Origin of the sequence: Mycobacterium asiaticum (assembly GCF_001673365.1) — a bacterium.
GTDB lineage: Bacteria > Actinomycetota > Actinomycetes > Mycobacteriales > Mycobacteriaceae > Mycobacterium > Mycobacterium asiaticum_A.
On record NZ_LZLS01000017.1, the window covers coordinates 1 to 12,583 of the forward strand.

Sequence of the window (12,583 nt, forward strand, 5' to 3'; positions counted from 1 at the left end):
ACCTCGCCCACCCCGGGCGTGTCGGCACCGTCGACATCGGGCGCGCCTGAGCCACCGCCCAGTGCGTTCGGCATACTCTGCGGACATGGACGGCACCGACGATTCCGGCCTCGACAGCGCGGAAGCGATCCGCAGCAGAGCCGATTCACTGTTGGCGCACGCCGAGGAGTCCATCTCCGAGGATGCGATCGTGGCCAGCGCGCGCGAGCGAGCCGTAGACAGCGGCGCGGGGGCGGTTACGCCGGCGGTCGGTGCCCTGCTGAGCCTGCTGGCCAAACTCAGCGGCGGCAAGGCGGTCGCGGAAGTGGGCACCGGGGTGGGTGTCAGCGGACTGTGGTTGCTGTCGGGCATGAACGACGACGGGGTCTTGACCACCATCGACATCGAGCCGGAATACGTCAGGCTTGCCAAGCAGGCGTTTGCCGAGGCACAGGTCGGGCCGTCGCGTACCCGCCTGATCAGCGGTCGCGCGCAAGACGTGCTGACCCGCCTCGCCGACGACTCCTATGACCTGGTGTTCATAGACGCGGATCCGATCGACCAGCCGGAGTACGTCACACAAGGTGTGCGCCTGTTGCGCTCCGGCGGCGTCATCGTCGTGCATCGTGCGGCGTTGGGCGGCCGGGCCGGTGACCCGGCGGCGCACGACAACGAGGTAGCGGCGGTCCGCGAAGCCGCCCGGCTGATCGCCGAGGACGAACGGCTCACCCCCGCGTTGATACCGCTGGGCGACGGTCTGTTGGCCGCCGTGCGCGACTGACCGCTACGTCACACCGCGCTGAGCAGGCTCTCGGCCACCGCGAACGGGAAGTGCACCGTCGCGGTGGTCACCTCGCGGACACCGTCGCGAACCGCGTTGACGATGGTTGCCGGATTCCCGGTGAACAGTGCGGCCCCGACGTCGTAGCTCGCGTACTGCGGCGCCGTGATCAGGTTGCGTACGTCGACGAAAAGCTGAGTCGGCAAGTTCGCCGGCCCCACGGGCATCCCGTCGTAGCTGACCATCGTCCAACCGGTTTGCGGGCTGCCCTGCACGACCACGACACCGGTGTTCGGCAGCGTGTGGGTGAGCAGCAGCAGCGGGTTGGGGTTGTCGACCATCATCATCGTGCCGGCCTCGATGGTCAGTGCGCTGGAGTAGGCGGCGACGGTATGGCTGGGGTTTGCTACGGCGGCGTTGTACATGGTTTGCACGGCGCCGTTGAAGCCGCTGGCGAAGTCCAGCCCGGTCGGGTTTGTGGACAGCGGAGCCAGCATCGGGAATGCGGGCAGTCCCAGGGTCCATACCAGCGGGCCGGCCAAATAGAACAATCCCGCAGGGATTTGCTGCATGTCTTCCAAGATGCCGGCATTGATCTCGTTGAGCCCGGACAATATGACCGGCGCCGGCTGCCCCGCGTAGGCCGCCAACGCGGCGGCCGTCTTCTGCGTCCTGATCATCTGCGATTCGAATATTCCGGCGAACGTGCCCTGGCCGTTGAGCACGGAGGCGACGTTGGCGGCCTGTAGCTGACCCAACGCGGTGAGTGACGGTCCGGGGGCCGCGGTGTCGAGCAGACCCGCAACGTTGCTGGCCGTTTCACCGTGCCGGACGAAGTCGATGGTGACGATCTGGTCGTTGAGAATGGGGACGGTGGAACCGCCCCGCCCGATGAACAGGCCCGGGTAACCGCGCTCCCCGAGTGCGCCCAACGTGCCGCCGGTGCCACCCGTGCCGCCGTACCCCCCGTCACCGAACAGCAGCGCCTGCCCGCCGGCGCCGCCGGCACCGCCGGTCCCGGTCGTGGGGATTGCCGCACCGCCGGCGCCACCATGGCCGCCGTTGCCCATCAACAGGCCTCCGACACCCCCGATGCCCCCGGTTCCGCCAGCCCAGCCGGTACCACCGGTGCCGCCGGTGCCGATCAGCCCGGCGCTGCCGCCGGTGCCCCCAGCCAGCGGTAACACTCCACCTGTCGGCGAATACCCGGCGCCACCGTCACCGAACAGGAAACCGCCCGCGCCACCGTTGGGGTGGCTTGCCGTTCCGGCACTGCCGTTGCCGATCAGGTCGCGTCCGAACAGCGCCTGAGTGGGCGCATTGATGACGGGGTCGATGGCCTGGCCAAGCGGACTGGCTATCCACGCCTGGCCTATCGCGTGAACCGGACCGTAGACCAAACCCTGAAACGCACCGGAGCTGATCTCGTTGATCGCATCGGAGATACCTGCGACGGCCCCGCCACCGAGCAGGGTGCTCTCCAACTGGCCAAGAATGGCCGCCTCGGCGCCGCCGTAGGATGCCGCCGCCGCGCCCAGGTTCCTCACGAACTCCTGGTGATAGGCCACCGCCTGCGCTGCGGCCGCCTGGTACTCGTTGGCGTGCGCGCCGAACAGCGCCGCGACAGCTACCGACACTTCGTCGGCGGCCGCGGCGGCCACCTGGGTTGTCGGGATGACGGCGGCCAGACTGCCGGCGTTTAGAGCCCCACCGATCTGCGCCACATCCGCCGTCGCCGTCTCCATCATGTCCAGTGCCGCGACAACGAATGACATTTCGCTACTCCTCGATGCGTTATTAGGGCCCGAGTCATCTTGACACCAAGAGCGAAGAAATTGACGGAAATCGCGAAACTTGTGCCTGAACTGCCTGACGTCAGGCCCGGTTGAAGAAACCAGACTGACCGAGGCCGGCGTTGAATCCGCCCGAGCTGTTATCGCCCGTGTTGCCCACCCCCGAATTGTGCTCACCCGGGTTGATCAGTCCGGTGTTGTAATAGCCCGAATTACCCACGCCCACAACATGATTGCCTGCGTTGAAGAAGCCCACCTGCAATCCGGACGGACCGCTGTTGAAGAAGCCGGTATTGGTACCGCCGGCGCTCGCGTTGAAGAATCCGACGTTGTCCTCTCCTCCCCCGGCATTGCCCCAACCTGAGCTGTAACCGCCACTGGCCGAGTTGGCCAGCCCGGAGTTGTAGTCGCCGGAGTTGAAGAAACCGGAGTTGCCGGACCCGGAATTGCCCAAGCCGGAGCTGCCGCTATAGCTGGCGATGCCCCCGAAACCGGTGTTGACGTCACCGGCGTTCCACAGTCCGGTGTTGGTGTCCCCGGAGTTGAACAGTCCGGTATTGGTGAAACCGGTGTTGAAGAAGCCCGTGTTACCGGCCTGTCCGACGATCCCTGGTCCGAAGACGGGGTCGGTGCCGTTGCCGCCGGCGTTGAAGCCGCCGGTGTTTCCCACGCCGGTGTTGGACCAGCCCACATTGCCGAATCCGGCGTTGAACGACCCGACGTTGTGGTTTCCGGCGTTGAAGAAGCCAACGTTGTGACCGAATAGCGCGGTGCCGCCGGAGTTGAAAGCGCCCAGGTTGCCGTTGCCGGAGTTGGCCGAGCCCATGTTGGTGCTGCCGCCGTTGAACGAACCGGTGTTGAAACTGCCCGCGTTGAACAGACCGGTGTTGGTGCTTCCGGAGTTGCCGATGCCGGTATCGGCCGTGCCGGAATTCACCAGTCCGACGTTGTGGCTGCCGGAGTTGGCCAGGCCCCAATTGGAGTTGCCGGAGTTGAAGAATCCGCTGTTGCCGCTGCCCGAGTTGAACAGGCCGACGTTGCCGCTGCCCGAGTTGAACCCGCCGAAGCCGATCTGGTTGTCGCCCGACAGGCCGATGCCGATGTTGCCGTTGCCGGTGTTGGCCAGACCGAAGTTGCCGTTGCCGGTGTTGCCGAAGCCGAGGTTGAAGCTGCCGTTGTTGCCCAGACCGAGGTTCGGGCCGACGTTGTTGGCGTTGAGGCCGCCGATGCCGATCTGGTTGTTGCCATTGAGCCCGATACCGATGTTGTTGTTGCCGACGTTTCCCAGGCCGATGTTGTTGATGCCGACGTTGCCGATGCCGGTGTTGTAGGCGCCGAGATTGCTCGCCCCGATATTGAACGACGACTGAGCCCCGGCGATCGCCGTGGCCAGGTTGCCGTTGCCGAGGCCGATGTTGCCGGTGCCGACGTTGCCGATGCCGAAGTTGAATTGGCCGATGTTGCCCAGTCCGACGTTGTAGGTAGCCGCACCGGGATAGGGCGCACCAACCGCACCCAGGACCGCATTTCCGTTGCCTGCACCGAAATTGAACGAACCGTAATTGCCCAGGCCGAAATTGTTGTTGCCCCCGGCGGGACCCGGGCCGCCGTTGCCGGCGCCGATGTTGAAGCTGCCCGTGTTGCCACCGCCGAGGTTGAAGCTGCCGATGTTGCCGAGACCCAAATTCAGACCCTGCTGGCCGAACGGCAGCAGTTGCCCGACGGCCGCCGAGGCCCCCGCGTAATAGCCCGACATGACGGCCACATCCTGCGCCCACATGCCCTCATACAGCGCTTCGGCGGCCGCGATCGCCGGCGCGTTGAACCCGAACAGATTCGACCGCACCAGCGCAACCAGCTGAGATCGGTTGGCGGACACCAGTTCCGGGCGCACGATCGCCGCCTTGGCCGATTCGAACACTGACACCATCGCCTTGGCCTGGGCGGCGGCCGACTCGGCTTGCACCGCGGCGATGCTCAACCATTGCGTATACGGTGCGGCCGCGGCCGTCATAGCTGACGACGCGGCTCCTTGCCAACCGGTGCCGGCCAGGGCGGCGGTCACCGATCCGAACGAGGACGCCGCCGAACCCAACTCCGCCGCCAGGCCGTCCCAGGCGGCCGCGGCTGCCAACATCGGCCCTGTTCCGGCACCGGCGAAGAACCGCGCCGACGTGATCTCCGGTGGTAACACCGCAAAGTTCATCTCGCCCCCCTTTTCGCGCCGCGCTCCGATGCTCGCGACCCGGCAAACCGTACCGAGGACAAAGGGGCACGCATCGCGTTGCGCCAAGGTGTCATTGCGTTTTCTTAATCGCCGACCGCTTGACACCGGGCTGAACACGCGTTTAGTCTGCTGAACATGCGTTCAGTCGACCTAACTGCGACCGCCAGGATCCGCGACGCGGCCATCGCGCAGTTCGGCGAGCACGGCTTCGGTGTCGGGCTGCGCACCATCGCCGACGCGGCCGGCGTCAGCGCCGCTCTGGTCATCCACCACTTCGGTTCCAAGGATGGCCTGCGCAAGGCGTGCGACGAATACGTCGCCGAGGAGATTCGCAGTGAAAAGTCCGAAACCATCCAGTCCAATGACCCGGCCACCTGGCTGGCCGCCATGGCCGAGATCGAGTCCTACGCCCCGCTGATGGCGTACCTGGTGCGCAGCATGCAGTCCGGCGGCGATCTGGCAACCATGTTGTGGCGCCGGATGATTGACAACACCGAAGAGTATATGGCAGAAGGTGTGCGGGCCGGCACCCTCAAACCCAGCCGCGACCCGCACGCGCGCGCCCGATACCTGGCCATCACCGGCGGCGGCGGCTTCTTGCTCTACCTGCAAATGCATGAAACCCCAACCGATTTACGCGCAGTGCTGCGCGACTACGCCCGCGACATGGTGCTGCCCGCCCTCGAGCTTTATTCCGAGGGCCTGCTGATCGACCACACCATGTACGAGGCGTTTCTCGCTAGAGAAAACCAAGGAGAGTCAGATGTCAGCTAATCACCAGGCGCCCATCGAAATTCGGGGTCTCACCAAGAACTTCGGTACCGTCCGGGCGCTCGACGGCCTCGACCTCACCGTGCAGGCCGGAGAAGTACACGGCTTCCTCGGACCCAACGGTGCGGGTAAGTCGACAACGATCCGCATCTTGCTGGGCGTGGTCAAAGCTGACGGTGGCACTGTCCGATTGCTCGGTGGCGACCCATGGACCAACGCGGTCGCCCTGCACCGTCAAATCGCCTATGTGCCTGGCGATGTCACCCTGTGGCCGTCATTGACCGGCGGTGAGACCATCGACCTGCTCGCTCGGATGCGAGGCGGCATCGACCAGCGTCTGCGTGCGGAGTTGGTCGAGCGCTTCGAATTCGACCCGCACAAGAAGGTGCGGACCTACTCCAAAGGCAATCGCCAGAAGGTCTCGCTGATCTCCGCCTTTTCTTCGCGGGCTTCTTTGCTGCTGCTAGATGAACCCACCAGTGGATTGGACCCGTTGATGGAGAACGTCTTTCAGCAATGCGTCCGGCAGGCCCGCGAGCGCGGCGTGACCGTCCTGCTGTCCAGCCACATCCTGGCCGAGACGGAGGCACTGTGCGAACGGGTAACCATCATCGCGTCCGGACGAACCGTGGAGAGCGGCTCACTGGAATCGATGCGCCACCTCAGCCGGACCTCAATCAAGGCCGAATTGATCGGCGACCCAGGTGATCTCAGCAGGATCAGCGGCGTCGAGGACATCAGCATCGAGGGCAACACACTGCGTGCTCAAGTGGATGGGGAAAGCCTTGGCGAACTGATCCGCGCGCTCGGCGATGCCGGGGTGCGCAGCCTGATCAGCCAGCCACCGTCCTTGGAGGAGCTGTTCCTGCGCCACTACAGCACCAACGGATCCCGCGAGGAGGTGCCGGCACGATGACCGCGGTCCTCGATCGTCCTGCGCAACACGCTGCGCCGCAGCGCGGTTCGAATTTCGTCGGCACCCTCGGGCTACTGCGACTCTATTTGCGTCGGGACCGAATCACCTTGCCGCTGTGGGTGTTACTACTATCGGTTCCACTGTCGACGGTCTACATCGGCAGCATCGAGAAGGTCTACTCCACTGCGGCCGAACGAGCCGGGTTCGCCGCGTCGATCATGGCCAGCCCCGCTCAGCGCGCACTCTACGGCCAGATCTACAACGACAGCCTCGGCGCGGTCGGGATCTGGAAGGCGGGAATGTTCCACGTCCTGATCGCGATCGCGGTCATTCTGACCGTTATCCGGCACACCCGCGCAGACGAGGAAACCGGGCGGGCCGAACTGATCGACTCGACGGTGGTGGGACGCTATGCCAGTCTTACTGCGGCACTGCTGCTTTCCTTCGGGGCTTCACTGGCCACCGGTGTGATCGGAGCGGCCGGACTGCTCGCCACCAAAGTCCCCGCCGGTGGATCATTGGCATTCGGCGCTGCCTTGGCGGGCTCGGGTCTGGTCTTCACCGCGGTCGCGGCCGTGGCAGCGCAGATCTCGCCCAGCGCTCGGGTATCGCGCAGTTTCGCCTTCGCCGTGTTGGGCACTGCATTCACGCTGCGCGCCGTCGGGGACGCGGGTTCTACTGCGCTGTCCTGGTTCTCGCCGCTGGGATGGTCGTTGCAGATCCGTCCGTACGCGGGCGACCGTTGGTGGGTGCTGCTGCTGCATTTGGCGACGACGGTTCTGCTCACCGGTGTTGCGTACCGGTTGCTGGCCGGCCGCGACGTCGGCGCGGGACTGATCGCCGAACGCGCCGGGCGCGGTACCGCTTCGGCATCACTGGGCAATGTTTTTGGGCTGGCCTGGCGATTGGATCGCGGTGCGCTGCTGGCCTGGACGGTGGGATTGGTGCTGTACGGCTTGCTGATCGGCAGCGTGACGCACGGTATCGGCGACGAACTGGGCGGAGCCTCCGGTCGCGACATCGTGGCCCGTCTGGGCGGTACCGGAGCCGTGGAGCAGGGCTTCATCGTGGTGGGCTTCACCATGTTGGGCATGATCGCGGCCGCGTTCGCGGTCTCTTTGTCCCTGCGACTACATCAGGAAGAAAGTGAGCACCGGGCCGAAATCGTGCTCGCCGGTTCGGTTTCCCGACTTCGTCTGCTCGCAAGTCATTTGGCGATGGCGTTGGCCGGATCTGCGTTGGCCATCCTGCTGTCGGGTCTGACCGCTGGGCTTGCCTACGGCGCGGCGGCCGGTGATATCGCCGGCAAGCTGCCCATGGTGCTGGGCACGGCGGCGGTGCAACTGCCCGCGGTCTGGCTGCTCGCGGCGGTAACCGTCGTATTGTTCGGGCTCACACCGCGGTTCACGCCCGTAGCGTGGGGAGTGCTGATCGGGTTCATCGCGGTGTATCTGCTCGGCTCACTGTCGGGGTCCCCGCAGTGGCTGCTGAACCTGGAGCCGTTCACCCATACCCCGCGGGTCGGCAGCGACTTCACCGCGGTGCCGCTGCTATGGCTGTCGGGCGTCGACATTGCGCTGATAGCGCTGGGAGCCATGGCTTTTCGTGGAAGGGACATGCGGTGATGAAGCTAGGTTTGCAGACGGCCGCATCGGTAGTGTGTGGCTTGCTCATCTTCGGTCTGGTCTTGTTCTACCCGGCCGGCACGTTCCACTACTGGCAGGGCTGGGTCTTCCTGGCCATATTCATCGTCGCCTCAATCGTGCCCAGTCTGTATCTGGCTCGCACCAACCCGGCCGCCCTGCAACGCCGCATGCGTGCCGGCCCGGTGGCGGAAACCAGGATCCTGCAGAAGTTCATCATCGTCGGGGCAATGGCAGGGTTCTTCGCGATGATCGCGCTTAGCGCTCTGGACTACCGGTTCGGCTGGTCGTCGGTCCCCGCGGCTGTGACGGTCGTCGGAGACGTGCTGGTGGCGGTCGGACTTGGGATCGCGATGCTGACGATCGTCCAGAACGGCTACGCCGCCTCGACCGTCACGGTGGAGGACGGGCAGCACGTGGTCTCCACCGGCTTCTACAGCCGGGTACGCCATCCGATGTATGTAGGGAACCTGATCCTGATGGCGGGCATCCCGCTGGCCCTGGGCTCATACTGGGGTCTGGTGATCTACGTGCCCGCCCTGCTGGTGCTGGTGGCCCGCATTGTCGACGAAGAGCGCGCGCTCGTCGATGGGCTGGACGGATATCGGGATTACATGCAGCGGGTCCGCTATCGGTTGATACCGCACGTCTGGTAGCGGGGCGGCTTAAGGTATCGGGCGTGGCACGTGAGCTGGCACCCGGTCTGGACCGACCCTGGCGTCGTCCCGGAGCCGCCCGCTACGCACGGGACCGGATCCGCAACATCGTCAGGCCACCGGTTACCGTGACCGACCCACCCCAGGACATCGTCGTCGACCGCGACGTCGAAGTGCCCACCCGCGACGGAACCATCTTGCGGATCAACGTGTTCCGACAAGACAAGCACACGGCTCGTCCGGTGATCCTCAGCATCCACCCCTACAACAAGGACGATCTGCCGACCAAGCGCCGCAAGCGATGGACGTTTTCGTCGCAATACCGCGTCCTGCGGCAACCGAAGCCGGTGAGCTTCTCGGCCCTCACCGGCTGGGAGACCCCTGATCCGGCGTGGTGGACAGCGCAGGGCTTCGTCGTGGTGAACGCCGACTGCCGCGGCTGCGGCTGCTCCGATGGAACCGGGAACCTGCTGTCCCGCCAAGAAGCCGAGGACACCTACGACGTGGTGCAGTGGCTGGCCGAGCAGCCGTTCAGCGATGGCCGGGTGCTGATGCTGGGCGTGTCGTACCTGGCGATCACCCAATACGCGGTGGCCGCCCTGCGTCCGCCGGCGTTACGCGCCATCTGCCCGTGGGAGGGCTTCACCGACGCCTACCGCGATCTGACGTTCCCGGGCGGCATTCGGGAGTCGGGATTCACCCGCATGTGGGCACGCGCCACACGACGTCGCACCCGCCAGTCCTACGACCTGGAACAGATGCAGGACGAGCACCCGTTGCGCGACGAATTCTGGCGTTCGGTGGCACCTGACCTGTCGGCGATCGAAGTCCCGATGCTGGTCTGTGGCAGTTTCTCAGACAACAACCTGCACAGCCGAGGCTCGATCCGGGCATTTACCCGCGCCGGCTCCAGCCATGCCCGGCTGTACACCCATCGCGGCGGCAAATGGGAGCAGTTCTACTCCCAGGACGCGCGGGCCGAGCAGCTGAAGTTTTTCCGCGACGTGCTGGACGGCGCGCCTGGGACCCGCAGCGTTCGTCTCGAAGTGCGTGAGGACCGCGACACCGTCGCCACGGTGCGCGAAGAAAGCGAATGGCCGCTAGCCCGAACCAGCTGGCAATCGCTGTATCTGGCCGGGCCCGGACTCCTGACCCCCGCGCCGCCCGCCCGGGCGGGCAGCATCACCTTCGAAACTCATTCGCGCGCAGCAGTATTCAACTGGACTGTCCCGCACGACATCGAACTGACCGGGCCGATGGCGGCACGGCTCTGGGTGCAGCTGGATGGCTGCGAGGACGCGAATTTGTTTGTCGGCGTGGAGAAGTGGCGCAATGGGCGGTACGTCGAATTCGAGGGTTCCTACGGTTATGGCCGCGACCGGGTAACCACCGGATGGCAACGAGTATCCCTGCGCGCTCTGGACCCCGCGTTGTCCAAGCCGTGGGAGCCGGTCCCCACCCTTGACCGACCGCAGTCGGTGCGCCCGGGCGAGGTGATCGCTGTGGACGTGGCATTGGGTCCGTCGGCGACGCTGTTCCGCGCCGGCGAGCAGTTGCGATTGGTGGTTGCCGGACGCTGGCTGTGCCCAAGCAACCCGCTCACCGGTCAGCTTCCCGCGGCTTACCCGAACCCGCCGCGCGGCTTGGTGACGCTGCGTTGGGGTCCGCGCTACGACGCCCGCCTGCTCATCCCCTTGGTCCCGTAGCCCACGCGCTTAGATCCACACGCCCTTACCGACCGCGACCACGCCACCAGCGCTGATCGCGAAGCGTTCCCGGTCGCGTTCGAGGTCCACACCCACCATCTCGCCGGGCCCTACGACGACGTTCTTGTCCAGGATCGCGTGGCGCACCACCGCGCCGCGGCCCACCCGGGCGCCGGGCATGATCACGCTGCCCTCGACGATCGCGCCGTCATCGACCACCACATTGGACGACAGCACCGAGTTACGCACCGAGGCGGCCGAAATGATGCTGCCGGCACCGACCACGGATTCCTGGGCCGAGCCGCCGTTGACGAACTTGGCCGGCGCCAGGTTCTCCGACTCCCCGCGGATCGGCCAGCGCTTGTTGTACAGGTTGAACACCGGGTGCACCGAAACCAAGTCCATATGGGCGTCGTAGAACGCATCCAGCGTCCCGACATCGCGCCAGTAGGCCCGGTCGCGGTCGGTGGCGCCGGGTACTTCGTTGTCGCTGAAGTCGTAGACCGAGGCCATCCCGTCTTCGACCAACCGCGGAATGATGTCTCCCCCCATGTCGTGGTCGGAGTGATCGTCGTCGGCGTCGGCGCGAATCGCATCGATCAGCACCTTGGTGGTGAAGATGTAATTGCCCATCGAGACGAACGTGGCTTCGGGATCGTCGGGAGTGCCGGGCGGGTCGAGCGGCTTCTCGATGAAGTTGCGGATCCGGCCCGACTCGTCGGAGTCGATGCACCCGAACGCACTCGCCTCTGTTCTCGGCACCCGAATGCCCGCCACCGTCGCGCCGGCTCCGCTGTCGATGTGGAACCGCACCATTTGCTCGGGGTCCATCCGGTACACGTGGTCGGCACCGAACACGACGATGTAATCCGGGTCTTCGTCATGGATCAGATTGAGTGACTGGTAGATCGCGTCCGCCGAGCCGGTGTACCAGCGCGGGCCGAGGCGCTGCTGGGCGGGCACCGGGGTGATGTACTCGCCGGCCAGACCGGATAACCGCCAATTCTGGGAGATGTGCCGGTCCAGGGAGTGCGACTTGTACTGGGTGAGAACACATATCCTCAGGTAGCGGGCGTTAACCAAGTTGGACAGCACAAAGTCGATCAACCGATAAGCGCCACCGAAGGGAACCGCTGGCTTGGCGCGGTCGGCGGTCAAGGGATAGAGACGTTTGCCCTCACCACCGGCCAGCACAATGCCCAGCACGTGCGGCGCTTCCCTCATTCCTCAAACCTATCGGCAGCCGCGACACGCTGCCACCGGGAGTCCCCCGATTGTCCACGCGCTTGACAAGCTGTCGCTCACGGCATTTGGGGCGACTCGGACGCCAGGAAACCCGCACCCCAGCCCGATATCAGGCCCCCGTCGTCACCGAACTACGGTGCCCCTATGCGGGTGGCGATGATGACGCGGGAATACCCTCCCCACATCTACGGGGGTGCGGGAGTGCACGTCACCGAACTCGTCGCCCAGCTGCGCAGACTCTGCGCGGTCGACGTGCACTGCATCGGCGAGGACCGACCCGGTGCCCTCGCCCATCAACCCGACCCGCGACTGCGCACCGCCAACGCGACGCTGTCCACCCTGTCGTCGGACTTGGTGATGGCCGACGCCGTGCACGCGGCGACCGTCGTGCACTCGCACACCTGGTACACAGGCATGGCCGGACACCTGGCCAAATTGCTCTACGACGTTCCGCACGTGCTCACCGCGCACTCGCTTGAGCCGATGCGACCGTGGAAGGCCGAGCAGCTGGGCGGCGGCTACCAGGTGCGGCACACCCTTCTGCCGGGTGATACGCCCGACGAACGCCACGATGGGCCGGTTCGGGTCGACGCCGTACTCCTCTAGTACCGACCCGGTGCGCACCGGCCCCGCGGGATGCCACACCTCGGTGTCGATGCCGTTGCGGATTACGTGAACCAGGCTCGGGTCCAGCGTCGGATAGATGCGCAGGACGTCGTCGCGCATGCCGGAGCTGACCGCGATAACGGCGTCGGCGCCCAGCACCGCGGTGCTCTCCACCCAGGAGGACACCTGGTAGCCGCCGCCCAGCTGCTCGGCCTTCCACGGTCGCATCGGCTCAAGCGAGTGCGCGGTGAGCACGTGCG

Annotated in this window: 9 protein-coding genes and 2 pseudogenes; 7 read left to right on the forward strand and 4 right to left on the reverse strand. The window is 65.7% G+C overall.

Annotated elements, in window-relative coordinates; genetic code table 11:
- Window positions 1-85: 85 nt before the first annotated feature.
- Complete coding sequence (locus A5634_RS02110) at window positions 86-760, forward strand: O-methyltransferase (protein ID WP_065142438.1); 675 nt, start codon at window positions 86-88, stop codon at window positions 758-760.
- 8 nt (window positions 761-768) lie between these two features.
- On the opposite strand, the gene A5634_RS02115 is transcribed toward A5634_RS02110, so the two are convergent.
- Together A5634_RS02115 and A5634_RS02120 are read right to left on the reverse strand one after the other, a co-directional pair.
- Window positions 769-2,535, reverse strand: a complete 1,767-nt coding sequence (locus tag A5634_RS02115; protein WP_065142439.1) for a PE domain-containing protein — start codon at window positions 2,533-2,535, stop codon at window positions 769-771.
- Between the two features lie 100 nt (window positions 2,536-2,635).
- Entirely contained in the window at window positions 2,636-4,759 is a 2,124-nt protein-coding gene (locus A5634_RS02120) for a PPE domain-containing protein (RefSeq protein WP_065142440.1), read from the reverse strand.
- Window positions 4,760-4,915: 156 nt separating this feature from the next.
- Between A5634_RS02120 and A5634_RS02125 the strand changes: the two genes are divergently transcribed.
- From A5634_RS02125 to A5634_RS02145, 5 genes are read left to right on the forward strand one after another with little or no spacing between them, the layout of a single operon-like run.
- On the forward strand, window positions 4,916-5,554 hold the full coding sequence (locus tag A5634_RS02125) for a TetR/AcrR family transcriptional regulator (RefSeq protein ID WP_065142441.1): 639 nt from the start codon (window positions 4,916-4,918) through the stop codon (window positions 5,552-5,554).
- Entirely contained in the window at window positions 5,544-6,467 is a 924-nt protein-coding gene (locus tag A5634_RS02130; RefSeq protein WP_065142442.1) for an ABC transporter ATP-binding protein, read from the forward strand. The genes A5634_RS02125 and A5634_RS02130 overlap by 11 nt, the downstream gene beginning before the upstream one ends.
- Complete coding sequence (locus tag A5634_RS02135; RefSeq protein WP_065142443.1) at window positions 6,464-8,092, forward strand: ABC transporter permease; 1,629 nt, start codon at window positions 6,464-6,466, stop codon at window positions 8,090-8,092. Before A5634_RS02130 ends, A5634_RS02135 begins: the two co-directional genes overlap by 4 nt.
- Window positions 8,092-8,766 (forward strand): methyltransferase family protein, encoded by a 675-nt coding sequence (locus A5634_RS02140; RefSeq protein WP_065142444.1) that lies wholly within the window; start codon window positions 8,092-8,094, stop codon window positions 8,764-8,766. Before A5634_RS02135 ends, A5634_RS02140 begins: the two co-directional genes overlap by 1 nt.
- A gap of 23 nt (window positions 8,767-8,789) precedes the next feature.
- Complete coding sequence (locus A5634_RS02145) at window positions 8,790-10,472, forward strand: CocE/NonD family hydrolase (protein ID WP_065142445.1); 1,683 nt, start codon at window positions 8,790-8,792, stop codon at window positions 10,470-10,472.
- 9 nt (window positions 10,473-10,481) lie between these two features.
- Here the strand turns inward: A5634_RS02145 and glgC are convergent, their stop codons facing one another.
- Window positions 10,482-11,696, reverse strand: a complete 1,215-nt coding sequence (gene glgC / locus A5634_RS02150; protein WP_065142446.1) for a glucose-1-phosphate adenylyltransferase — start codon at window positions 11,694-11,696, stop codon at window positions 10,482-10,484.
- A 165-nt stretch (window positions 11,697-11,861) separates the two neighbouring features.
- Here glgC and A5634_RS02155 point away from each other — a divergent pair.
- Window positions 11,862-12,245 (forward strand): annotated as a pseudogene (locus A5634_RS02155) (glycosyltransferase); the annotation flags it as partial.
- Between the two features lie 177 nt (window positions 12,246-12,422).
- Here A5634_RS02155 and A5634_RS30250 read toward each other — a convergent pair.
- A pseudogene (locus A5634_RS30250) lies at window positions 12,423-12,551 on the reverse strand (glycogen synthase); the annotation flags it as partial.
- Window positions 12,552-12,583: the final 32 nt, after the last annotated feature.